The sequence below is a fragment of the Bradyrhizobium sp. LVM 105 genome (genome assembly GCF_003957705.1).
GTDB lineage: Bacteria > Pseudomonadota > Alphaproteobacteria > Rhizobiales > Xanthobacteraceae > Bradyrhizobium > Bradyrhizobium frederickii.
The window spans coordinates 172,245-194,374 of record NZ_QZMV01000011.1 but is presented as its reverse complement, the minus strand read 5'-3'; the positions used below and the strand labels follow the sequence as shown (position 1 = coordinate 194,374).

Sequence of the window (22,130 nt, the reverse complement as noted above, 5' to 3'; positions counted from 1 at the left end):
GTACCTCACATCAGGCTCTTGAGCCCGCCGGGCGTCTATAGTAAGGATTGCGTGGGTCTGCAGTTCACCCAGGCGTCACCGTCCCGCGAGGGAAGCTAAACCTGCAAGGCTCAATCGAACCGACACCAAACCTCGTGCCGCGTCGTAAGCCGGTGACCTCCGACAATCCTATCCGGATCGGCACTTTGAGGATTGGTCATGGCCAGAACTCCCATTGCCTTTGTTGCGGGCGACATCTCCGCGCTCGCGAAATCCGTGCGCGCCCAGCTTCTGGAGCGGACGTCGCCACCCGGGCACGTCGAGCTGCTCAACATTCTTGCGCGTGCGACGGGACATAAGAACTACCAGCACTTCCGGGCAGGTGCGGTCGGCAAACCCGTGGACGACCGCGGCAGTCCCGCGCCCCGAGCCGATGCGGTCGATCTGAAACGCGTGCAGCGCGCGGCGCGCCATTTCGACGATCACGGCAGGCTGCTGCGTTGGCCGGCCCGTCACAATTTGCAGCAGCTGAGCCTCTGGGTGTTGTGGGCCGGCTTCCCGCCGCGGTGCAGTCTGGCTGAGGCGGACGTGAAGACGCTGTTGAATCGTCAGCACGCTTTTGCCGACGATGCCTTGCTCCGTCGCGCGCTATGCGATCACGGCCTGGTTTCCCGCACCGCCGATGGGCGAGCCTATCGCAGGATCGAGCGTCGGCCTCCGATGGAGGCGGCCGCGCTCCTGCGACATCTCAAAGCCAACGCATCCGGCCGGCCGGAGGCTGCGCCATGACCGCAAGTCCTGACGTATTGCCTCTCGCCGGGCCTGCTCCGGTTTGGGTGCAGACCTCCCGCGGGACAGTCCAATGCGCAATCGCGGGCGAGGGCACGGCCGTCCTGGCCATCCATGGCGGCATGGGCGGCCACGACCAGTCGTGGCTGCTGGCGCGCGCCCTCGCCATGACGCTCAGAGACAAGCGGGTGGTGGCCGTGTCCCGCCCGGGCTATCTCGGCTCGCGCCTCGCGCTCGGCGCCTCGCCCGACGAACAGGCTGATGTCTATGAAGCGCTGCTCGACGCGCTCGGGATTGCGAACGCGGCGGTGGTCGCGGTTTCCGCCGGCGGTCCCTCGGCGCTGCAATTCGCCGCACGGCACCCCTCGCGCTGCCGCTCGCTCGTGCTGGTCTCGGCCTGCACGGGACAATTGCAAACGCCGCCGGAGGTAGAAGCGCGCCTGCGCCTGATGCGCCACCTTGCGCGCCTTCCCGGACTGCCTCACTTGCTGAAGTGGCGGGCCGAACGGAATCCGCAGGCCGGTGCCCGCCGCGCCATTCCCGATGAGGCCATGCGCGAACGCACCCTTCGCCATCCCGAGGCCGGTCCGCTGTTGCGCGCCTTGCAGTCGAGTGTGTTCGAGCATCTGTCCGCCCGGCTGCCGGGGACCGTCAACGACATCGCGCAGTTTGCCGCGCTGGAGCAGTTGCCCGCGGGATCGATCTCGGCGCCCACTCTGGTCGTGCACGGCCGCGCGGACAATGTCGTACCGTTCGCGCATGCCGAGAACGTCTGCCGGGCCATTCCGCAGGCGAAGCTGCTGGCGCTGCCCGACGGCGGCCACGTCTCGCTGTTCACGCATCTGGACTTGGTGCGCAAGGAGGCTGAATCGCTGCTCGACGCGCGCGAACACGCTCCGTCCCTTCATCGCACCGAGACTCTCCCATGAAGACGATATTGCTTAGACCCGAAGACTACACCCGCTCGCCCTGGAAGAACGGCGGCGGCACCTTCACCGACATTGCGGGCGCCTGGCGCGCCGACGCGGCGGCGAGGGATTGGAGCAGCCTGCTGTGGCGCTTTGCCAGCACGCCGATCGTGGCACCCGGCCCGTTCTCGCATATGCCCGGCATCGACCGGCTGCAGATGGTCGTCAATGGGCGCGGGCTGGTGCTGAAGTCGCCGACGCAGGAGTTCGACGAGCGTGAACCTTTTACGACGGTGCGCTTCACCGGCGAGATGGAGATCGTGACCGCGCTCGAAGAAGGCCCGGTCGAGGTCGTGAACCTGATGGCCCGGCGCGGTGCAGCGGAGATCGAGCTCGTGGCTCTCATGGAGCCCGGCGAGAGGCGGCTCGCCGCCGGCACGCATCTGGTCTATGCCGCGCGCGGCGATTGCCGCATTCGCCTCGATGGTGAGGAATTTTCACTTTCGCACGAAGACACGCTGAAGGTGGAGCTCGCCGCGGTCTCGCAGCTCGCGCTGGTGTCGGGGCTGGCGGTGCTGGGCTCGGTCCGGCTTCTTGGCTAGGCGGCATCGGCCCGACAGCCCGGTGCGCACAATCCATGCAACTGGCCAGGTTGACGCGGCGAAGCCGGGGCACGATATCTGCCCTGATGCAGGCCACAGCTGTAAGGGGCAGGATATGAACGCACCGACCGACAATGCCCCCACGCAAGCCGACGGTGTCGTCGACTGGCTGACCAACGGCACGCGCGACGAGCGCTTCATCGACGACATTTTCGCGCAGATGTGCATCCGCCTCCAGCAGGCCGGCATTCCCGTCAAGCGGGCGACGCTCCACGTGTTGATCAATCATCCGCAGTGGCTCGGGGCCCGCATGATGTGGTCCGACGGGAGCCGCGAGGCTGAGATTGCGCTGGTCGACTATGAAGTTCGCGAGCGGTCCGAATATATCGGCAGCGCCGCCCACGAGATCCATGACGGCGCCACCGAGCTGCGCGAGAGGCTCGAGCAGGATCCCTCGCTCGGCCGCAAGCACGCCCTCTATGACGAGATGCGCGCCAAGGGACTCACCGACTACATCGCCTGGCCGCTCTACCACACGCTCGGCAAGCGCCACATCGTCACCTTCGCGACCGACCGTACCGGCGGGTTCGACGATGCGCATATCGCCGCCCTCAAGAAGCTCCTGCCGGTGCTGGCGCTGGTCAGCGAGATCCGTATCAAGAACCGCCTGGCGCGCACCCTGCTGGAGACCTATGTCGGCTCCCATGCCGGCGAGCTCATCCTGGCCGGCGCCACCCGGCGCGGCACCGGCACGACGGTGCGCGCCGCGATCATGATCTGCGATCTCAGGGATTTCACCAAGATTTCCGACAACTGGCCGCGCGACGACGTTATTGATCTGCTCAACGATTATTTCGACGCAATGTCGGAGCCGATCGCGCGGCACTGCGGCGAGATCCTGAAATTCATCGGCGACGGCCTGCTCGCCATTTTTCCGCTTCAAGATCCCAACGCCTGCGCAAACCTGCTCCATGCCGTCACCGAAGCCCGTCTGGCCATGGCCGCCCTGAACGAGCGGAACAACGCGACCGGCCGCGCGCCGCTGAACTACGGCATCGGCGTCCATGTCGGCGACGTCATGTACGGCAATATCGGATCGGCCAGCCGGCTCGACTTCACGGTGATCGGCCCCGCCGTCAACATGGCCTCGCGCCTCGAAGCGCTGACCAAGCAATTGGGACGGAAGGTGCTGCTGTCGCGCGACTTTGCCGAGCTGGTGCAGCCGAAGTTCGAGCTGGAGCACGTCGGCAAGCACGAGGTGCGCGGCTTCAGCGATCCGATCGAGCTGTTTGCGTATCACGGCTGAGGCGGCATTGCCGGGCGATGGAAGCCGCGGCCGAAGGCGAGCTTCCGAACCGAGGCCCGTCTGTTGCAAACGCGGGAATGTGCAACTACGCTTCGCCGCGGCCAGCCCATGGTCCTGTGATCAGCTGCACACATGCCCAAATTTCTTCGCATCGGAGTCCATCAGTCGAACGTATCCGGGTACACGTCGAAGGCGTGGTGTGTCCGGCGGGTTGGTTCGGCGGTCTTCCTGAAGTGGGGCGCCGTGGAGGTTCATGGCGCCGGCGATGGGCGAAGGGTCTACTGGGCGCGGGTGCCGCAGGAGAAGACCATACGCTGCGGCACGGCGCAGCGCGCCCAGGATTACACAAAGGCCGCGATCGCCCGGCGCCGCAATCATCGCTACGAACCGCTGACTGGGCCGATCGCGCCCCGGCGCCGATCAGCCGAACGCAGCGCCGAGCTCAAGCAAGCGCTGGCCACGATCCTGATCGTCGACATCGTCGGCTCCACCGCAAAAGCCGCCAAGCTCGGCGATGCGCGCTGGACCAAGATCATGGGCCACTATTACGCCGCTGTCCGCAAGGAGCTGAAGACGTGCGGCGGCAAGGAAGTCGTGACGACGGGCGACGGCGTGCTGGCCACGTTCAGGAAACCGGACGCCGGCATCGCGTGCGCGACCGCTATTCAGAAGGCCATGCGCACGCTGGGCCTCGAGATCCGGATCGGCTTGCACGCCGGCGAATACACCATCAGCGGCGGCGAGATGGTCGGCCTTGCCTTTCACATCTGCACCCGCGTCGCGGCGAAGGCGCGCCCCGGCGAGGTGCTGGTGTCGAGCGCGATCAGGGAGCTGATGAAGACGCAGTCTGCGATCAGCCTGAAGGATCACGGCGTGCACCGGCTCAAGGGCGTGCCGGAACGGTGGAGGCTGTGGCGGGTCGAGGGGTGAGGGCCGCCGCCGTCACCTCATCTGCACCACGACCTTTCCCTTGGCTCGTCCCTGTTCGAGATAGGCAAGCGCCTGTTTTGCCTGGTCGAACGGAAACACCTTGTCGATCACCGGCCGGATGCGCTCGGCTGCGAGAAGCGCGCCGATCTCGGCGAGCTGCCCGCCGTCGGGATGCACGAACAGGAACGAATATGTCGCGCCAGCCAAGCGGGCCCTGCGAATGATCTTCCAGCTCAGCAAGCCGAACAGCAGCACCATGAAGATGTTCATGCCCCGTCCGCGCGCGAACGCGGCGTCCGGCGGACCAACGAGCGAGGCAATCCTGCTGCCCGGCTTCAGAATTCGAAGCGACCTCTCGATCGCATCGCCCCTGACCGTCCCAAGCACGGCGTCGTAACCGCGCAGCACGTCCTCGAATTGCTGTGTCTTGTAGTCGATCACCTCGTCAGCTCCGAGGCTGCGCACCAGGTCGACATTTCCGGTGCTGGTCGTCGTCCCGACTTTCGCTCCGAGATGTTTCGCGAGCTGGATCGCAAAAGTACCAATGCCGCCGGCGCCCGCGGGGATGAACACCTTCTGCCCCGGCGTGAGGCCGATCCTCTCCTTGAGCGCCTGCCAGGACGTCAGGCCGACCATCGGGATCGAGGCCGCCTGCACGAAGTCGAGGTTTGCCGGCTTGAGCGCTGCGGCATTCTCCGGCACGCGCGCGAACTCGGCGAGTGCGCCGGTGCCGAGGTCGAAGATGCTGGCGAAGACGGCGTCACCCGGCTTGAAGCGGGTCACGCGGTTTCCCACCTCGACGACCACGCCTGCCAGGTCACTGCCGAGCGTGGCCGGCAGATCGAACTTGAGGATGGGCTTGAACGTTCCCTTCGGGATCATGTTGTCGATCGGGTTCAGGCCCGCGGCGTGAACCTCGACCAGAATTTCGTTTGGTGCGGGCTTCGGCCGGGCGATGTCGGCCAGCTCCACCTGATCGGGCCTGCCGTAACGCTTGAAGATCAGAGCTTTCATGTTTTCCTCTCGGCCCAAAGGTTCTTCGCGGTCGCAGGAGCAGCAGGCTGCCCATGCCGGTTGTCGCCGTCAGAAGGCGCGGGCGGTGCGGGGCGCTGCTGCCGGCATATCGAGCCGCAGGTCTTTTCGAAGCCCGGCATCCACCAGGCTCGCAGGCGCAAATCGGCGAAGCAATCGCAGGCGCTTCGCCAGCTTGCCGGCGGAATATCGGAGTTTTGGCCGCGCGGCGCTCGCCGCCTCCAGCACGGTCTCGGCCACGACGCCGGGCTGTTCGGCCGTCGCCATCACCTCGTTCACCCGCCTGGTCACGCCGGAGCGCGCCTCGTGATAGGCGTCGAGCTTGGCGTCGGGCTCCATGAAGTTCGCATCGAACGGCGTCTTGGTGTAGGCGGGCTCGACGACCGAGACCCGGATACCCCTCGTGCGCAGCTCATGGTCGAGCGATTCCGAATAGCCGGCCACCGCGTGCTTGGTCGCGGCATAGAGCGCGCCATAAGGCATCGGCAGAAAACCAAGCACCGAGCCGATGTTGACGATTCGGCCATGGCCCTGCTGGCGCATGTGCGGCACGACGGCGCGCGTCATCCGGACCAGTCCGAAGAAGTTCGTCTCGAAGATCGCACGGGCCTGCTCGATCGAGCTCTCTTCCGCGCCGGCAGGAGCGACGCCGAAACCGGCATTGTTCACCAGCAGGTGGATGCCGCCCTCGCGCCGCATCAGCTCGCTGACGGCGGCTTCCACCGACTCGTCGCGGGTGACGTCGAGGGCCAGCATCTCGAACGCTTGGTTGCGGATCTGTGCCCCCCGTCTGCTGGTGCCGTAGACCTTGTAGCCGGCCTGCGCGAGCCGCGCCGCCGTGGCTTCGCCGATCCCGGACGAGGCGCCGGTCACGAGCGCGACCTGGGGTTTCATCTTGTTCATGGGCTGGGTCTCCGACGCGGCCACGGGCTGTGAAATGTTTTGATTACGATCGTAACTAATGATATACATGACGACCGTAATGATAATTGTCAAGGGCCCGGTGCCCGAGGACCAGTCTGATGCGCGTTTCGAAGGAACAGGCCGCCCAGAACCGCGAGCGCATTCTCAATGCCGCCTCCCGCTTGATGCGGGAGCGCGGCATCGCCGGCGTCGGTGTCGACGCTCTCGCCGAGGCGGCCGGGATGACTCACGGCAGCCTGTACAGTCAGTTCGGCTCCAAGGAGCGGCTGGTCGAGGAAGCGGTCGCCCATGCGATCAGCGCCAAGGGGAAGGAATTGTCCGAGGGCTTCGCCCTTGACGACTACGTGTCGGAATACCTCTCGCCGGCGCATCGCGACGCTCCGGCCAGCGGTTGCCCCTTTGCGGCGCTGGCGTGTGAGGTGTCACGCCAAAGCAGCGGCGTGAAGGAGCGTTTCACCGCCGGCTTGCGGGGCGTGATCGCGCTGCTGAGCAGCCGCCTGCCGTCCGGTTTGAAGCCGCGGCAGCGCGACGACCAGGCGATCGTAGCGACCGCCGCCCTGGTCGGCGCTCTCGTGCTCGCCCGCGCGGTGAACGATCCCAAGCTGTCGGACGACATTCTTCGCGCGACGCGGAACGCAATATTGAAGTGAATAGCGCTCGACCCAGAGAGACGTAACTTCGAACAGCGGCCGCGCTGCATCGCCGCCCACACCGGCCGATGGCGAGTGCCAGAGCAATGATCAGGACCAAGCTCGGCCTGTTCCCGGTTGGGAACTGCGGCGATTCCCATTCCTCCGATAATTGCAGCAGCGGCGTTAAGGTCGAAGACACCAAGCGCCTTTACGGGTCCTTCGCGTCTCTGCCCTAGCCTTCGCATGGTTGGGGCGACATTGATGGGCTTCTTCGCGCGACTTCGTGCTTCTTTCTCCGTGGGCGATACGACCGATCCGCTCGGCCGCTCGTTGCTCGTCGAGCAGTTCCGCGTGCTCCGCAAGCAGGTGCCGGTTCTCTATGCCGCGCTTCTGGTCAACAGTATCAGCGTTGGGCTGCTTCTTCCGAGCACGGTCTCGGCATGGCTGCGATTTGCCTTGCCGGCCGCTCTCCTGGCGGCCTGTCTGTTTCGGCTGGCCCAGTGGCTCCGGCTGAAGAAGGTCGATTTCACCGCCGAGGAGGCCTACCGAGAGCTCGTAAGGGTGCGTCTCGCCACTGCGTTGCTCAGCTCCAGCTTCGTGATCTGGATCCTGGCGCTGTTCATGGTGGTCGATCCCGGTCTGCGTGTGTCGGTCTCCCTGCTGCTCTTCATGGGCTGCGTCGGGACTGCCTACTGCCTCGGCAGCTTCCCGCCGTCGTCGCGGCTGACGATGCTGATTGCCGGCGCACCGATCGCGACGCTCCTGCTGCTGTCCGGCGATGGGATGCTGGTCTCGGTCGGGATCAATTTGCTGGCGCTGCTCGTCCTGCTCGCCCGGATGATCAACACCAATTTCCGCTCCTTCGTGAAGCTGGTCGAGACCCACGGACGGCTGTCCGAGGAAGGCGATCGCGCCCGGGCCGCAGAGCAGACCGCGACCGCGTTCGCGGAGCGCTTCGACAGGGCGCTCAACAACATGTCCCAGGGGCTCTGCTTCTTCGATGCCGATCAGCGCCTGATCGTCTGCAACCGGCAGTATCTCGAGGTCTACGATCTCGACCCGAAACTGGTCCGGCCGGGCATGAAGCTGAACGAGATCGTCGATCTCCGCTATTCGGCCGGCAGCGCCCCAAAGATGTCGAAGCAGGATTATCTGGCCTGGCGCAACAGCGCTCCGGTGAGCGCCGAGAACTCGGATACGACCGTGGAGCTCACCAACGGGCGGATCGTGCGGATCCGGCATCGCCCGATGGGGGATAAGGGCTGGGTCGCAACCCACGAGGACATCACGGAGCGCCATCGCACCGAGAGGGCGCTGGCGGAAGCCAAGAGCGCGGCCGAGCAGGCCGAAGCTGCCGCGCGCGCCGCGCACACCCATCTGACCGAAGCGCTCGACGTGGTTCCCGAAGGACTTGCCGTCTTCGACAAGCACGACCATCTCGTTCTCTGGAATCGTCAATACGCCGAGTTCTACGCGGCCAGCCGGGACGCACTTGCCGCCGGCACGCCGTTCGAAACCATTCTTCGAACCGGATTGGCCGGGGGACAATATCCGGACGCCGCGGGGCGGGAGGAGGAGTGGCTCACCGAGCGCCTCGCCCACCATGCGCTGCGCTGCCCCAACACTCGCACGAGCAGCATCTGGCGGGTGACCGCTGGGTTCGCGTCGAGGAAAGACACACCAGCGACGGAGGAAGCATCGGGGTCCGGATCGACATCACCGACCTCAAGCGCCGCGAAGCCTCCTTCCGCCTCCTCTTTGAAGAGAACCCGCTTCCGATGTGGGTGGTCGATGCGAAGACGCGTCGGCTCATCGCCGTAAATGGTGCGATGTGCAGGCATTACGGCTATTCCCGCCAGGATCTCCTCGCCATGTCCGAGCATCAGCTCGCCTATGCGGAGCAACAGGCGGCAGCCGAATGCGACTGCGAGTTGCACAGGACGGCCGACGGCGAGGTGATCGAGGTCGTGATCGAATCCCGGCCGCTGGTCTATGACGGGCGGTCCGCCCATGTCTGCGTCGGCTTCGACGTGACGGAACGGAACAGGGCACAGCAGAGGGTGAGCTATCTCGCCGGTCACGACGCGCTCACGGAGCTGCCCAACAGGGCCGCCTTGGGCCAGCATCTCTCCGCCGCGATCGATCGCGCCGAGATCACCGGTAGCGCCTTCGCCGTGCTCTGCATCGATCTCGACCATTTCAAGGCGATCAACGACCGCTTCGGTCACGCCGTCGGCGACGCCGTGCTGCGCGAGGCCGCAAGACGCCTGCAGGAGGTTTCGCAAGGATCCTACGTGGCGCGCGTCGGCGGCGACGAATTCATCGGCATCATCGATCAAGCGCCGCTGCCGGCAACCGCGGAGCTGCTCGCCACCAGGATGCGGGCCCAGTTCGAGCAGCCGATCGAGGTCGACGGCCATGCCCTGAAGATCGATCTCTGCGTCGGCGTCGCGCTGTATCCGAGAGATGCCGGCGATTCCGTTGCACTGCTGGCGAACGCGGATGCTGCCCTCTATCGCGCCAAGCATGAGGGCAGGGGAGCCATTCGTCTGTTCACCAGCGCGATGGACCAGCAATTGCGCGATCGCCGTGAGCTGGAGCACGATTTGCTGGCCGCGGTGGAGCGGGGCGAACTCTATCTGGAGTACCAGCCGCAGCAGTATCGCGATGGCACGGTGATGGCCTACGAGGCACTGGTGCGCTGGCGGCATCCGGTGCGCGGGATCATCCCGCCGGGCGAGTTCATTCCGATCGCGGAGCGAAGCGGCTCCATCGCGCAGATCGATGATTGGGTCCTGAAGGAGGCGTGCAGGGAAGCGGCGTCATGGGATCAGCCGCTGCGGGTGGCCGTCAACGTCTCGGCGGCCCAGTTCCGCCGGGAAAACCTCGACCGGCAGGTCCGCCGGTCGCTGCGCGACAGCGGGCTTCCGGCCGCGCGCCTCGAGCTCGAGATCACCGAAGGCGTCCTGATCGAGGACATGCCGCGCGCCAAGCGGACAATGCAGTCGCTCAAGGCGCTCGGCATCCTGATCGCCCTCGACGATTTCGGAACGGGGTACTCGTCGCTGTCATATCTCGAAGCGTTTCCACTGGACCGCATCAAGATCGACCGCTCCTTTGTCGCCTCGCTCGGCCAGAGCGATCGCTCGCTCGCCATCGTCCGGGCCGTGATCGGCCTCGCCCACGGGCTCGGGGTGCCGGTCCTTGCCGAAGGCATCGAGACGGAGAAACAGATGTCGCTGCTGATGCAGGAAGGCTGCGACGAGATGCAGGGATATCTGATCGGGCGGCCGCGGAGCCTCGTGTCCTCCCGGCCAAGCAAGAGCGCCTCCAGGCGAGCGGCTTCCTGAACGGCGGAGGCAGCGCGGCGCGCTTTAGCCGGCTGGCTCGGCCCGATCGCATTTCGGGCATCGACCGTCCGCGGCGCCCGCGAGTTGTTGGCCGATTTCGTCCCTGAGGGCGTCTGCCTCGAACGGCATCCCGTCGCTCTTCAGGATTCGCTTGGCGCGTTCGTAAGCATGGCTCTCGGCGGCGTCGTCGCCGACGCGGATGATCACCTCGCCGTGGAAAGGGCAGACCGTGGTCGCGCGCGTCGTCTCGAGCGCATAGCGCACGGCCGCAGAGAGATCGTCGAGGTTGGCGGACATCATGGCTGCTCTCCTGGTCGAGGCGGTCCCGATGGTGGCCTGTCGCCGGCGGCGGGTTTGGCCGGCCGGGCGAAATCAATCAGCCCCGGCTTCCGAGGAGAGTTTCCAAGGGGGCACCGAGGCCGATTGCATGGTCTGTCCAGGGCTGGGCCTCCAACGGCTGGGCCATCCAACCCGCGGTACCGGCCTTCGTTCCATCGAACCTGCCGGCGAAGCCTCTCCTTGCGGAGCCGGCTCCCTGAGCGCGGTCGCTTGCACCCTGTCTTCGAAGCGGCGCCCGGAGTGCCTAGGAGTCCGGGCTCCGCTTCGTTCGGCACCGGATAGCGCGCCCGATGCCAGACACAGCATAGCGGCGGGCAGGCGGTTCGCCTTGACCCATCGCAAACCTGGGAAAGGCCCGTAAGGGATCGTCCGCAATTTCGCCGGCGGGGATTTCGGAGCATGACAGAAGCATGCAGCGCCAGATCCTCTTCAGGTGCCCGCGCACCGGCACGAACGTCCAGCATCGGTTCGACGACGAACGGCCCGAAGGGGCCGGGCCGGCGGACAGCTATGTGCCCGTGAGGTGTCCGGCCTGCATGTCGTTGCATTTCGTCAACAGCACCACCGGCAGGCTGCTGAATGAGCCAGGCGCGCAGCCCGGCTCCACGCCGCGTTCCGCCTGATCCAACCGCGCCGGCGCTTCACGCCGACCAGCGGTCCTGCTCCTCCCGGTGCGCCTGCTCGTTGAGCCGTTCGGCCAGTTCATCGGCGATCTTGTCCGACTCGGCCGAGGCCACCGGCTCGCCCTTGTGAGTCCTGAGCTTGTCCTTGTCGGCTTCGAGCGGGAAGTCGTCAGGTGTCAGTTCGGTTTCCTTGCCGGTCATCTTGGTCATGGCGCGCCTCGCTGTGTCATCTGAGACAACACGAACGAGGGCTGATTGTTGCAACCGGGATGAAGCGCCGATCGGCAGGCCGAAGCGGGCCGCCCCAACGATCCGGAACTGTGTCTCTTGCTTCGCTATTTCTCGACGGCGCCCGTCCAGTCCTTGAAGCCGCCGAGGTTGTAGACCTTGTCGTAGCCCAGATCCTTCAGCAACTTGCCGGCCAGCGCCGACCGGCCGCCGGACGCGCAGTAAAGAATGACGGTCTTGCCCTTGTCGAACGCCTTGTCGTGGGAGGGCAGCTCCGGATCCGCGCGAAACTCCAGCATCCCGCGCGAGACATTCACGGCGCCTGCGATCTTGCCGCTGGCGGCGACCTCCGGCGCGTCGCGAACATCAACGACCAGCGTGTTACCGCTTCGGATCATCTCGGCGGCCTCGTCCGACGAGATCTTGGGCACTGCCGCGTTGGCGGCTTCGAGCATTTGCTTGACGCTGGTCGGCATGGGTTGTCTCCGGTGCTGGTTCCGGGCGGAGGATAGCACATTGGGCGCGCCTCGCCTCGTCCTGTTGGAGGAGAGCGTGGCGAGCGAAATGATCGGCAGGGATCACGGCGATAGTGCACAAAAATCAGCGGTTCGGATTTATTGATTTTGCTGCATTTTCGTTCGATTTCGATCGTGTTTGCTGTGTTTCGGCGAAGTCGTTCTGGTGCGAAACGGGTGCGCGCCAGCGACGCAAACCCAGCGCTCCCCGCTTTGGCCATTCCAGTCGGCGACCTGATAAGCTGATGGCGGCATCACACGAATGATCCGCGTTAGCTCACGATTGGTCCAGCCGCAGCTTCATCCAAACCGGCACGAGCTTGGATAGCGAGGCTTCGTTCTGCAGCCTGCGAGTCGAAGTATTCCTCAATCGAATAAACCTTGCCCCATCGCAACTTGAAGACGTGGACGCCCCTGTTCACATACGAGCTTTGGCCGTCAAGTAGCCTCGCGTTGGCCCGCCACTTGACGAACACTGTGGTACTCCATGGCCAACCCGTCACCTCGACCTGCTCAATGTCTATGTGCAACTTCGGGAAAACACGGCCCATGCGCTCGAACCACTGCTTCACCGATTGCTTTCCATGTCGCTCACCCCCCAACGCATGATCTCCGGCAACCCAGTGATACGCGTTTGGCGTTAGGCCCTTTGCAGCATCATCCCAACGCTGGTTGTTGACATGATCGAAGCTCCTGCGGATCTCTTTTTTGACAATTAGACTGTAGACCATTGATGCACCCCGTTGTTGGATAGCCGACGGCTCTGCAAGACGGATGGATACTTTCCAGATACTGAAAAGCTGCTCCGGGTAACGACGCGATCTGTTGGGAAAGCTGGCTGACGGGCGGCCACGCAGACGGCAGCGGCGCAATAGTCAGAGCCATCGGCGAACCTCGGCCTTGTAGCGGCGGTAGTCGTCGCCGAACTTCGCTTCGAGATAGCGCTCCTCGCGGGCGATCACCTGCGTCTGGATTACGATCAGCACCAACGGGAGCAAGGCGAAGGCGATCGGCCCGTCGAAGCCGATCGCAAGGCCGGCATAGATAAGCGCCATGCCGAGATACATGGGATTGCGGGTCCACCGATAAGGGCCGGTCGTTGCGATGAGGGTCGTTGGCTGCGACGGCGGAACGTTGGTGCCCAGCCGCCGGAACAGCCCCGCCGCCGCAAGCATCATCGCCGCGCCGGCGACGAACAGCAGCGCGCCCGTCGCGACCAGCAACCGCCAGTCGATGCCGAAAGAGCGCAGGGGGACGAACCGCTCCGCCGCCAGCCCCAACAGCAGCGCTCCCAGATAGACGAAGGGCGGAGGGAAGCGCACACCCGCGCTGTCCGGTTCGACGGCCATGCTCATCTCCAATCTGTGCTTTCAAGCCACCATCGACTGCTGGGCGAAGATACCCGCCATCGCGCCGTGCGACGATGCCAGGGTGACCGATGGCGGCGTGATGGGATTGGCGAGGTCGCCGGCGGCGTAGATGCCGGGCATGCTGGTTTCGCGGCGCTCGTCGACCTTGAGGATGATGCCGAGGGGTGTTTTGACCGTGGCGAGGCCCAGTGATTCATGCAGGCTTGCGGACGGCTTGTTGCGCGGATGCGCGAACAGGATGTCGACCGCGACATCGGGGCCGGTATCGAGCCTGACGGTGGCGTTATGGGCCCCGCGTTGGGCGATCCCAGTGATCCGGCCATCGACGACAGGTATGTTGCGTCGCGCCAGATCGGCCCGGATATCGGGCGGAATGTCGTGACCATCGGCGAAGAGCGTCAACGTGTCGGTCCAATCGCGGAACAGCCTGACCTGATTGTGCGATTGCGGGCCGGACCAGACGAGGCCCCAATGCTGGCCGGCGACTTCAAAGCCATCGCAATAGGGGCAAGGCACGATGGACGTGCCCCAGCCTTCGGCAAAGCCCGGAACATCAGGCATCTGATCGGTGATGCCATAGCTCAGGATCAGACGGCGCGCCCCAAAGCTGTCGCCATCGGAAGTGAGGACGGAGAAATCGTCGATGGCGCCGGAGACACTTTCGGCCCGGGCACTGACCAGCTTGATCGTGGGATAACGCGCCAGCTGCTGCCGCGCCTCGGCCAGGATGTCCAGCGGCGGCTTGTGATCGTGGCCGAGCAGGCCATGCGAGTGGCCGGCGAAGCGGTTGCGCGGCAGGCCGGTATCGAGAACGGTGACCTTGCGGCGGGCACGGCCGAGTTGCAGGGCGCCGGCGAGACCGGCAAAGCTGCCGCCGATGATGATGACGTCATCCATGGTGATGGGCTCCGCTTGGAGGACAGGTTGAAACCTACCCATTGGCTTGCACATTTCAGATACTTCGTGGTATCGTAATTCAACAATTAGGATACTGTCAAGTACTGGAATTGTCGTGACCAAAAACAGCCAGGGCCGGCGCGGCCGGCCCGCCAACGAGGCGCTTGGCCAAACGATCGTCGACGCCGCGCGTGAACTCTTTGTGGAATTGGGTTTTCAAGCGACGACATTGGACCAGGTCGCCCGGCGCGCGAAGATATCCAAGCTCAGCATCTACAGGCACTTCGAGAACAAGGAGGCGCTGTTCGGCGCGGCCATCGCGGCCGGCTGCCAGCTTTTGTTTGCACCACAGGTCCTTCTTGAAGGCGACGACGGTTCGGTCGAAGATCAGCTCATGGCGGTGGGATCATTGCTGCTTCGCACGCTGCTCAGACCGGACGTCCGCGGTGTCGAAGCCATGGTCATGGCCGACAAGACCAATCAAACGACGCTAAGCAAGCTCCATTTCGAGGCCGGTCCCGCCCATGTCATCGGCCAGATCGAGGCCCTGTTGCGTCAGTTGCACGCGAAGTCGCTTCTGAACGTGCCGGATCCTCACCGGTCCGCCCGCTTGTTTGCCGCGCTTTTCAAAGGATCCGATCTCGTGATGATCGCGCGCTTCGATCAGGCGAGAGCAGAGGACGACAAGGAAATCGAATCCTATTGCCGATCGGCCGTCGCCATGTTCATCGCCGGGCACGGTGGAGGCGACCACGCGGGCGGATGTTTGCCTGCCCAAAGGTCAAAAGACAAAATTTGAACGTGCGTGACCGATGTTGTCAAAACGACCGAGACCGGTTTGAGAATCATGGAGGCTGAAGAGCTTCGATTGGCGACAAGATCGCGGAAAAATACGCTTGTTGAACTATCGGTTGCGATACCAGTCCGCACGATGATTCCCGCGCGCCCAGCCGCGTCGGCGTGTCGGGGGCGGTTTACCTTCTCGGGGTGACGCGGCGCGCCGGTCAGCATCTTCGCGCGCGGATCGTTGTCGAGGGATTGAGCATGACGGTCATTTGGTCAACCTCGTGATGTGCGAGAGACGAACATGACGGCGCAGAGAATTCATCGTCGTGAAACTGCAGAAGCGCGCTCGCGCTGACGCACGCGATGAAAATGCAAGAGCGCGTCGGTCGCGGACATTCGCTATCCGGGCGAAGTTAGTCAGCTCGGATGTCACTTCGACTCTACATCCTTGCGCCGGCGGCATGGCGCTTTGGACCTTTCTCTTCGAAGCGGAATGTCAACAACGCGCGACTCGGGTTGGGGCGCCGCATGTTGGCCGATCCGATCTTTCGGGCGGAACCTCCGGACAGTTTTCTGAAGCTCCGGACAAAGTCGGACGCAACATGCCGGCGGCCGCGATGAGGTGCCCGACAAACCTGAGTAAAATGAACGATATGTGCTCGAGCGACCGACCTTCCGAGGTCTGGCACGAATGCTGCTTAAGTAATCCGCAAAAGATTAAACAAGCAACACGAGGGGACGTCCAGATGCCAGCCAGCACTCAATCTTTCACCTAGAGCGACAGGCGATATCGCCTGCGTGGCATGGCGTGCTCCGCCCGACGGCGGAGCGCGATGACCAATGACGCCTGAGTTCGGCTTGGCATGCAAGGGAGAGAATAATGACAGTGGCGGAAGCGCATGATCTGGATCCGCAGGAAACCCGGGAGTGGCTCGATGCCTTGTGGGCAGTCCGCAGCCACCGCGGCAACGAGCGGGCCGAGTACGTCGTCAATGCGGTGATCGGCGCCGCGCGCAGCGGCGGCCTTGGCATTCAGCAGACATTGACGACGCCTTATTGCAACACGATCCCGGTGGAACAGCAGCCGGCCCTGCCGGGCGACCGCGCCATCGAACACAGACTGCGCTCAATCATCCGCTGGAATGCGCTGGCAATCGTGCTGCGCGCCAACAAGGAGAGTTCGGAACTCGGGGGCCACATCGCGAGCTTCCAGTCCGCCGCCACGCTCTACGACATCGGCTTCGGTCATTTCTGGCACGCACCGACGGACACCCATGGCGGCGATCTGATCTTCGTGCAGGGGCACTGTTCGCCCGGCATCTACGCGCGTGCCTTTCTCGAGGGGCGCCTCAGCGAGGAGCAGCTTCTCGGCTTCAGGCAGGAGACCGGCGGCAAGGGCTTGTCGAGCTATCCGCACCCGTGGCTGATGCCAGACTTCTGGCAATTCCCGACCGTGTCGATGGGACTTGGGCCTCTGTTGGCGATCTATCAGGCGCGGTTTCTGAAATATCTTGAGAACCACAAGCTCGCTGAAACGTCCAACCGCAAGGTCTGGGCTTTCATGGGCGATGGCGAGACGGACGAACCAGAGTCGCTCGGCGCGATTTCGCTCGCCGGTCGGGAAAACCTCGACAATCTGATCTTTGTCATCAACTGCAACCTGCAGCGGCTCGATGGGCCCGTCCGCGGCAACGGCAAGATCGTTCAGGAGCTGGAAAGCGTTTTCCGCGGTGCCGGCTGGAACGTCATCAAAGTGCTGTGGGGCTCGGGCTGGGATCGCCTGCTCGAGAAGGACAAGAGCGGCTTGCTGCTAAAGCGCATGGAGGAGTGCGTTGACGGCGAGTACCAGGATTTCAAGAGCAAGAGCGGCGCCTATATTCGCGAGCACTTCTTCGGCAAGTACGACGAATTGAAGCAACTCGTCGCCGACATGAGCGACGATGAGATCTGGAAGCTCGCGCGCGGCGGCCACGATCCGGAAAAGGTCTTTGCGGCCTATGCAGCGGCGGTGAACCACAAAGGCCAGCCGACCGTGATCCTGCCCAAGACCGTCAAGGGGTACGGCATGGGCGAATCCGGCGAAGGCCAGATGATCGCGCATCAGGCCAAGAAGATGACGCAGGACGCGCTACGCGGATTTCGCGACCGCTTCCAGGTGCCGGTCGCCGACGAGGAATTGGCGAAGGTTCCTTTCCTCCGTCTGCCGGAGGACAGCCCCGAGATGAAATATTTCCGCGCACAGCGCGAGAAGCTCGGCGGCAGCCTGCCGCAGCGCCGACGCAAGTCCGCGTCCTTGCAAATTCCACCCTTGTCGACATTCCAGCGGTTGCTCGATGCTACCGGCGACCGCGAAATTTCGACCACGATGGCGTTCGTGCAGATGCTCGGCACCCTCGTTCGCGACAAGGCGATTGGCAAGCACATCGTGCCGATCGTTCCCGATGAATCACGCACCTTCGGAATGGAAGGCATGTTCCGCCAGCTCGGCATCTATTCGTCGGTCGGCCAGCTCTACCGGCCGCAGGACGCCGATCAGCTGATGTACTACCGCGAGGACAAGAGCGGGCAGGTTCTGCAGGAAGGCATCAACGAAGGCGGCGCCATGTCGAGCTGGATCGTCGCCGCGACGTCCTACAGCACGAACAACGTGCCGATGATTCCGTTCTATATCTACTATTCGATGTTCGGTCTACAGCGCGTCGGCGATCTCGCCTGGCTCGCCGGCGACATGCGGGCCCGCGGGTTCCTGCTCGGCGGTACCGCCGGGCGTACCACGCTCAACGGCGAAGGGCTGCAGCACGAGGACGGCCACAGCCACGTCCTCGCCGGCACGATCCCGAACTGCATCTCCTACGATCCGACCTTTGCCTATGAGGTCGTGACGATCGTCCGCGAGGGCATGCGCCGCATGTACGAGGCGCAGGAGGATGTCTACTATTACATCACGCTGATGAACGAGAACTATCCGCATCCCTCGCTCGCCGATGCCGGCAAGGGGGCGGAGGAGGGAATCCTCAAGGGGCTCTATCTCCTGAAGAGCGGAGGCGAGACGCTGAAGAAGGGCCTTCGCGTCCAGCTTGTCGGCTCGGGAACGATCCTGCGCGAGGTGGTCGCGGCCGCCGATTTGCTCAAGGCGGATTTCGGCGTCACCGCCGACGTCTGGAGCGCGACCAGCTTCAACGAACTGCGCCGTGACGGCATGGCGTCGGAGCGCTGGAACCTACTGCATCCAACCGAGCCGCGCCGCAAGAGCTGGGTGGAAACGCAGCTCGAGGGACACTCCGGGCCGGTCGTGGCCTCCACCGACTACATGCGCAACTACTCCGATCAGATCCGGGAATATGTGCAGGCGGCCGGGCGTCGATACGTCGTGCTCGGCACGGACGGCTTTGGCCGCAGCGATTATCGCGTGAAGCTGCGAAAATTCTTCGAGGTCGACCGGCACTACGTCGCCCTCGCTGCGCTCAAGGCGCTCGCCGACGACGGAGCGATCAAGCCGGCAGTCGTGGCCGAAGCCATCGCCAAATACAAGATCGACGCCGGGCGTGCTGCGCCCTGGACCGTGTGAGCCAGCGGAGCCGAGGACAGAGCGATGAGTGGTCTGATCGACATCAGGGTTCCCGACATCGGTGACTTCAAGGACGTCCCGGTCATCGAGGTATTCGTCAAGCCGGGCGACAAGGTGAAGGCCGAGGATCCGCTGGTCGCGCTGGAGTCCGACAAGGCGACCATGGAGGTGCCGTCGCCGCGGGACGGCGTGGTGGAGTCGGTGGTCGTCAAGCTCGGGGACAAGGTGAGCGAAGGCGTTGTGATCGTGCAGTTCGATGCTGCCGGCGCCGAACAGGCCGAAGCGCGCCCTGTTGTCAGCGCGCCACCGTCACCCGTCAGTGCGCCTGCGGGCGTTGCCGAGGTTCGCGTCCCGGACATCGGCGACTTCAAGGACGTCCCGGTCATCGAGATCTTTGTGAAACCCGGGGACAGTGTGAAGGCGGAGGATCCCCTGATCGCGCTGGAATCGGACAAGGCGACGATGGAAGTGCCAGCGCCGCTCTCGGGCACGGTGCGCGAAATCAAGCTGAAAACCGGCGACAAGGTCAGCGAAGGTTCGATCATCCTGTCGCTTGTCACCGGGGATTCGTCTGCGCAGGCCGGCGGGCCTCCCACGCCGATGCCTGTGTCCTCGCCGGCCACCGCCGCTGGACCGGCGGTGGCCGGTGCCTCTGACGAAGCAGCCTTTGCGCTCGCTTATGCCGGTCCTGCCGTGCGCAAGCTGGCGCGCGAAATGGGTGCCGATCTCGGCAAGATCAAGGGCACCGGCAAGCATGGCCGCATCCTGCGCGAGGACGTCGCGGCTTTCATCAAGGGCGGGGCGGCGCCAGCCAAGCCGCAGGCCGCGGCCGCAAGTGGAGGCGGCGTCGGCGGCATTGACCTTCTGCCCTGGCCCAAGGTCGATTTCGCCAAGTATGGCCCGGTCGAGCGCAAGGAGATCGGCCGCATCAAGAAGATTTCCGCCGCCAATCTTCATCGCAACTGGGTCGTCATCCCGCACGTAACGACCCACGACGAGGCTGACATCACCGATCTCGAGCAGTTCCGGGGCAAGATGAACAAGGAGCTGGAGAAGAGCGGCGTCAAGCTCTCGCTGCTGCCGTTCATGGTGAAGGCTGCCGTCGCGACGCTGCAGAAGTTCCCGGAGTTCAATGCCAGCCTCGATGGCGATACGCTCGTCTACAAGAACTACTGGCACATCGGCTTTGCCGCGGACACGCCGAACGGCTTGATGGTGCCGGTGATCCGCGATGCCGACAAGAAATCGGTGCCGGAGATCGCCAAGGAGATGAATGCACTCGCCAAGCTCGCCCGCGAGGGCAAGATCAAGCCCGACCAGATGCAGGGCGGCACCTTCTCGATCTCCTCGCTCGGCGGCATCGGCGGCATCTACTTCACGCCGATCATCAATGCGCCCGAAGTTGCGATCATGGGCGTCTGCAAGGGGTACTGGAAGCAGCACTCGTCAGACGGCAAGTCGGGCAACTGGCGGCTGACGCTGCCACTGTCGCTCTCTTGGGATCACCGTGTCATCGACGGCGCGGCGGCTGCCCGCTTCAATGTCCATTTCGCTAACGTGCTCGCCGATTTGCGGCGCGTGCTGTTCTGAGATCGGGGGAAGCAGCATGACTCAGCAGATCGAAGTGAAAGTTCCTGACATCGGTGATTTCAAGGACGTTGCCGTGATCGAGGTCATGGTGAAGCCTGGCGAGACCGTCGCGGTCGACACCAGTCTTATCATGGTCGAGTCCGACAAGGCGTCGATGGAGATTCCGTCCTCGCATGCCGGAGTCGTCAAGGAGATCCGGGTCAAGGTCGACGACAAGGTAAGCGAAGGATCGACCATTCTCATGCTGGAAGCCACCGCGGGGGCTGCTGCGCTCGCGTCCGCGTCCGCATCGCAGCCGGCTGCGGCCGCGCCGCCGGCAGTGGCGCCTGCCGCGGCATCCTATGCCGGCAAGGCTGATATCGAATGCGATATGGTGGTGCTGGGCGCCGGTCCCGGCGGTTACTCGGCGGCCTTCCGCGCGGCCGATCTCGGCATGAAGACGGTGCTGGTCGAGCGTTACGATACGCTCGGCGGCGTGTGTCTCAATGTCGGCTGTATTCCGAGCAAGGCGCTGCTGCATACGGCGTCAGTGATCGACGAGGTCGGGCATCTTCCCGATCATGGCATTTCCTTCGGACCGCCGCAGATCGAGCTTGGCAAGCTGCGCGCGTTCAAGGACGGTGTGATCAGGAAACTGACGGGCGGCCTTGCCGGCATGGCGAAGGCTCGCAAGGTCGAAGTTCTGACCGGCGTCGGCGCCTTTCTCGATCAGCACCATCTCGAAGTCGTCGCGGCGGGCGGCAAGAAAACAGTCAAGTTCGCCAACGCCGTTATCGCCGCCGGCAGCCAGGCCGTGAAGCTGCCATTTCTGCCCGAGGACTCGCGCATCGTCGATTCAACCGGCGCGCTGCAGCTGAAGTCGATCCCCAAGCGCATGCTGGTGATCGGGGGGGGCATCATCGGGCTCGAAATGGCGACGGTCTATTCGACGCTGGGGGCGCGAATCGATGTCGTCGAGATGCTCGACGGTCTGATGCAGGGAGCCGACCGCGATTTGGTCAAGGTCTGGGCGAAGGCGAACGCGGGCCGCTTCGAGAAAGTCATGCTGAAGACCAGGACGGCGGGCGCGAAAGCAACCGAGGCCGGGATCGAGGTGAGCTTCGAGGGCGAGCAGGCGCCTGCCGGGCCGCAGGTCTACGACCTCGTTCTGGTGTCGGTCGGCCGCAGCCCGAATGGCAAGAAGATCGGCGCCGAAAAGGCCGGAATCGCGGTGAGCGAGCGAGGTTTCATCGACGTCGACAAGCAGATGCGCACCAACGTGCCGCACATCTTCGCGATCGGAGACATCGTCGGCCAGCCGATGCTGGCGCACAAGGCCGTGCATGAAGGCCATGTAGCGGCGGAAGCCGCGCATGGCGAAAAGTCATACTTCGACGCTCGGCAGATTCCATCCGTTGCCTACACCGACCCCGAAGTTGCCTGGGCCGGCAAGACCGAGGATCAGTGCAAGGCCGAGGGGACCAAGTTCGGCAAGTCGGTATTTCCCTGGGCGGCCTCCGGCCGCGCCATCGCCAACGGCCGCGACGAGGGTTTCACCAAGCTCCTGTTCGACACGACGACGCACCGCGTCATCGGCGGCGGCATCGTCGGCACGCATGCCGGCGATCTCATCAGCGAGATCTGCCTTGCGATCGAAATGGGCTGCGAGCCTGCCGATATCGGCAAGACGATTCACCCGCATCCGACGCTTGGCGAGTCGATCGGGATGGCGGCCGAGGTATTCGAGGGCCACTGCACGGATCTTCCGCCGCAGAAGAAGTGA

21 protein-coding genes are annotated in these 22,130 nt (G+C 64.3%); 13 read left to right on the top strand and 8 right to left on the bottom strand.

Features of this window, described 5'->3' with window-relative positions; translation table 11 throughout:
* Positions 1-198 precede the first annotated feature (198 nt).
* The 5 genes from D6B98_RS27165 to D6B98_RS27145 all read left to right on the top strand — a co-directional run bounded on the left by D6B98_RS27165 (position 199) and on the right by D6B98_RS27145 (position 4,514).
* Positions 199-768, top strand: coding sequence for a DUF2087 domain-containing protein (locus tag D6B98_RS27165; RefSeq protein ID WP_126260081.1), 570 nt, complete (start codon positions 199-201; stop codon positions 766-768).
* Positions 765-1,697 carry an alpha/beta fold hydrolase gene (locus tag D6B98_RS27160; protein ID WP_126260078.1) on the top strand — a complete coding sequence of 311 codons (933 nt, stop codon included), beginning with the start codon at positions 765-767 and terminating at the stop codon, positions 1,695-1,697. The genes D6B98_RS27165 and D6B98_RS27160 overlap by 4 nt, the downstream gene beginning before the upstream one ends.
* Positions 1,694-2,278: a HutD/Ves family protein gene (locus tag D6B98_RS27155; protein ID WP_126260076.1), complete on the top strand. Its 585-nt coding sequence runs from the start codon at positions 1,694-1,696 to the stop codon at positions 2,276-2,278. Before D6B98_RS27160 ends, D6B98_RS27155 begins: the two co-directional genes overlap by 4 nt.
* Before the next feature lie 115 nt (positions 2,279-2,393).
* Positions 2,394-3,584 (top strand): adenylate/guanylate cyclase domain-containing protein, encoded by a 1,191-nt coding sequence (locus D6B98_RS27150; protein ID WP_126260074.1) that lies wholly within the window; start codon positions 2,394-2,396, stop codon positions 3,582-3,584.
* A 132-nt stretch (positions 3,585-3,716) separates the two neighbouring features.
* Positions 3,717-4,514: an adenylate/guanylate cyclase domain-containing protein gene (locus D6B98_RS27145; protein WP_126260072.1), complete on the top strand. Its 798-nt coding sequence runs from the start codon at positions 3,717-3,719 to the stop codon at positions 4,512-4,514.
* A gap of 12 nt (positions 4,515-4,526) precedes the next feature.
* On the opposite strand, the gene D6B98_RS27140 is transcribed toward D6B98_RS27145, so the two are convergent.
* Positions 4,527-5,528 (bottom strand): NADP-dependent oxidoreductase, encoded by a 1,002-nt coding sequence (locus D6B98_RS27140; protein ID WP_126260070.1) that lies wholly within the window; start codon positions 5,526-5,528, stop codon positions 4,527-4,529.
* Positions 5,529-5,597: 69 nt separating this feature from the next.
* Positions 5,598-6,449, bottom strand: a complete 852-nt coding sequence (locus tag D6B98_RS27135; protein WP_126260068.1) for an oxidoreductase — start codon at positions 6,447-6,449, stop codon at positions 5,598-5,600.
* Between the two features lie 119 nt (positions 6,450-6,568).
* Between D6B98_RS27135 and D6B98_RS27130 the strand changes: the two genes are divergently transcribed.
* The 3 genes from D6B98_RS27130 (at position 6,569) to D6B98_RS40980 (ending at position 10,452) form a co-directional block, all read left to right on the top strand.
* Positions 6,569-7,120, top strand: coding sequence for a TetR/AcrR family transcriptional regulator (locus D6B98_RS27130; protein ID WP_126260066.1), 552 nt, complete (start codon positions 6,569-6,571; stop codon positions 7,118-7,120).
* A gap of 279 nt (positions 7,121-7,399) precedes the next feature.
* Positions 7,400-8,923: a PAS domain-containing protein gene (locus D6B98_RS40985; protein WP_245481476.1), complete on the top strand. Its 1,524-nt coding sequence runs from the start codon at positions 7,400-7,402 to the stop codon at positions 8,921-8,923.
* The gene (locus D6B98_RS40980) at positions 8,881-10,452 is read left to right on the top strand and encodes a putative bifunctional diguanylate cyclase/phosphodiesterase (RefSeq protein WP_245481475.1); all 1,572 of its coding nucleotides are present in this window, start codon (positions 8,881-8,883) and stop codon (positions 10,450-10,452) included. Before D6B98_RS40985 ends, D6B98_RS40980 begins: the two co-directional genes overlap by 43 nt.
* A 24-nt stretch (positions 10,453-10,476) precedes the next feature.
* On the opposite strand, the gene D6B98_RS27120 is transcribed toward D6B98_RS40980, so the two are convergent.
* Positions 10,477-10,749, bottom strand: coding sequence for a hypothetical protein (locus tag D6B98_RS27120; RefSeq protein WP_245481474.1), 273 nt, complete (start codon positions 10,747-10,749; stop codon positions 10,477-10,479).
* Between the two features lie 452 nt (positions 10,750-11,201).
* Between D6B98_RS27120 and D6B98_RS27115 the strand changes: the two genes are divergently transcribed.
* Positions 11,202-11,414, top strand: a complete 213-nt coding sequence (locus D6B98_RS27115; RefSeq protein WP_126260062.1) for a hypothetical protein — start codon at positions 11,202-11,204, stop codon at positions 11,412-11,414.
* An 18-nt stretch (positions 11,415-11,432) separates the two neighbouring features.
* Here D6B98_RS27115 and D6B98_RS27110 read toward each other — a convergent pair whose 3' ends face one another.
* The 5 genes from D6B98_RS27110 to D6B98_RS27090 all read right to left on the bottom strand — a co-directional run bounded on the left by D6B98_RS27110 (position 11,433) and on the right by D6B98_RS27090 (position 14,424).
* Positions 11,433-11,615: a hypothetical protein gene (locus D6B98_RS27110; protein ID WP_126260154.1), complete on the bottom strand. Its 183-nt coding sequence runs from the start codon at positions 11,613-11,615 to the stop codon at positions 11,433-11,435.
* A gap of 134 nt (positions 11,616-11,749) precedes the next feature.
* The gene (locus tag D6B98_RS27105; RefSeq protein ID WP_126260060.1) at positions 11,750-12,118 is read right to left on the bottom strand and encodes a rhodanese-like domain-containing protein; all 369 of its coding nucleotides are present in this window, start codon (positions 12,116-12,118) and stop codon (positions 11,750-11,752) included.
* Positions 12,119-12,429: 311 nt separating this feature from the next.
* Positions 12,430-12,888: a nuclear transport factor 2 family protein gene (locus D6B98_RS27100; RefSeq protein WP_126260058.1), complete on the bottom strand. Its 459-nt coding sequence runs from the start codon at positions 12,886-12,888 to the stop codon at positions 12,430-12,432.
* A gap of 144 nt (positions 12,889-13,032) precedes the next feature.
* Entirely contained in the window at positions 13,033-13,506 is a 474-nt protein-coding gene (locus D6B98_RS27095; RefSeq protein ID WP_126260056.1) for a methyltransferase family protein, read from the bottom strand.
* A gap of 21 nt (positions 13,507-13,527) precedes the next feature.
* Positions 13,528-14,424 carry an NAD(P)/FAD-dependent oxidoreductase gene (locus D6B98_RS27090; protein WP_126260153.1) on the bottom strand — a complete coding sequence of 299 codons (897 nt, stop codon included), beginning with the start codon at positions 14,422-14,424 and terminating at the stop codon, positions 13,528-13,530.
* 115 nt (positions 14,425-14,539) lie between these two features.
* Here D6B98_RS27090 and D6B98_RS27085 point away from each other — a divergent pair, with 115 nt between their 5' ends.
* From D6B98_RS27085 to lpdA, 4 genes are all read left to right on the top strand, one after another.
* Complete coding sequence (locus tag D6B98_RS27085) at positions 14,540-15,223, top strand: TetR/AcrR family transcriptional regulator (RefSeq protein WP_126260054.1); 684 nt, start codon at positions 14,540-14,542, stop codon at positions 15,221-15,223.
* An 867-nt stretch (positions 15,224-16,090) separates the two neighbouring features.
* Positions 16,091-18,778: a pyruvate dehydrogenase (acetyl-transferring), homodimeric type gene (aceE, locus tag D6B98_RS27075; protein WP_126260053.1), complete on the top strand. Its 2,688-nt coding sequence runs from the start codon at positions 16,091-16,093 to the stop codon at positions 18,776-18,778.
* A gap of 24 nt (positions 18,779-18,802) precedes the next feature.
* Positions 18,803-20,368 carry a dihydrolipoyllysine-residue acetyltransferase gene (locus D6B98_RS27070; RefSeq protein ID WP_126260049.1) on the top strand — a complete coding sequence of 522 codons (1,566 nt, stop codon included), beginning with the start codon at positions 18,803-18,805 and terminating at the stop codon, positions 20,366-20,368.
* A gap of 16 nt (positions 20,369-20,384) precedes the next feature.
* On the top strand, positions 20,385-22,130 hold the full coding sequence (gene lpdA, locus D6B98_RS27065; protein WP_126260047.1) for a dihydrolipoyl dehydrogenase: 1,746 nt from the start codon (positions 20,385-20,387) through the stop codon (positions 22,128-22,130).

Bases quoted from the DNA above. Each gene is read 5' to 3' on its own strand.
- D6B98_RS27105 (WP_126260060.1), bottom strand. From the start codon at position 12,118: ATGCCGACCAGCGTCAAGCAAATGCTCGAAGCCGCCAACGCGGCAGTG.
- D6B98_RS27150 (WP_126260074.1), top strand. From the start codon at position 2,394: ATGAACGCACCGACCGACAATGCCCCCACGCAAGCCGACGGTGTCGTC.
- D6B98_RS27140 (WP_126260070.1), bottom strand. From the start codon at position 5,528: ATGAAAGCTCTGATCTTCAAGCGTTACGGCAGGCCCGATCAGGTGGAG.
- D6B98_RS27160 (WP_126260078.1), top strand. From the start codon at position 765: ATGACCGCAAGTCCTGACGTATTGCCTCTCGCCGGGCCTGCTCCGGTT.
- D6B98_RS27155 (WP_126260076.1), top strand. From the start codon at position 1,694: ATGAAGACGATATTGCTTAGACCCGAAGACTACACCCGCTCGCCCTGG.
- D6B98_RS27120 (WP_245481474.1), bottom strand. From the start codon at position 10,749: ATGTCCGCCAACCTCGACGATCTCTCTGCGGCCGTGCGCTATGCGCTC.
- aceE (WP_126260053.1), top strand. From the start codon at position 16,091: ATGACAGTGGCGGAAGCGCATGATCTGGATCCGCAGGAAACCCGGGAG.
- D6B98_RS27145 (WP_126260072.1), top strand. From the start codon at position 3,717: ATGCCCAAATTTCTTCGCATCGGAGTCCATCAGTCGAACGTATCCGGG.
- D6B98_RS27130 (WP_126260066.1), top strand. From the start codon at position 6,569: ATGCGCGTTTCGAAGGAACAGGCCGCCCAGAACCGCGAGCGCATTCTC.
- D6B98_RS27100 (WP_126260058.1), bottom strand. From the start codon at position 12,888: ATGGTCTACAGTCTAATTGTCAAAAAAGAGATCCGCAGGAGCTTCGAT.
- D6B98_RS27090 (WP_126260153.1), bottom strand. From the start codon at position 14,424: ATGGATGACGTCATCATCATCGGCGGCAGCTTTGCCGGTCTCGCCGGC.
- D6B98_RS27095 (WP_126260056.1), bottom strand. From the start codon at position 13,506: ATGGCCGTCGAACCGGACAGCGCGGGTGTGCGCTTCCCTCCGCCCTTC.
- D6B98_RS27135 (WP_126260068.1), bottom strand. From the start codon at position 6,449: ATGAACAAGATGAAACCCCAGGTCGCGCTCGTGACCGGCGCCTCGTCC.
- D6B98_RS27115 (WP_126260062.1), top strand. From the start codon at position 11,202: ATGCAGCGCCAGATCCTCTTCAGGTGCCCGCGCACCGGCACGAACGTC.
- D6B98_RS40980 (WP_245481475.1), top strand. From the start codon at position 8,881: ATGTGGGTGGTCGATGCGAAGACGCGTCGGCTCATCGCCGTAAATGGT.
- lpdA (WP_126260047.1), top strand. From the start codon at position 20,385: ATGACTCAGCAGATCGAAGTGAAAGTTCCTGACATCGGTGATTTCAAG.
- D6B98_RS27110 (WP_126260154.1), bottom strand. From the start codon at position 11,615: ATGACCGGCAAGGAAACCGAACTGACACCTGACGACTTCCCGCTCGAA.
- D6B98_RS27070 (WP_126260049.1), top strand. From the start codon at position 18,803: ATGAGTGGTCTGATCGACATCAGGGTTCCCGACATCGGTGACTTCAAG.
- D6B98_RS27165 (WP_126260081.1), top strand. From the start codon at position 199: ATGGCCAGAACTCCCATTGCCTTTGTTGCGGGCGACATCTCCGCGCTC.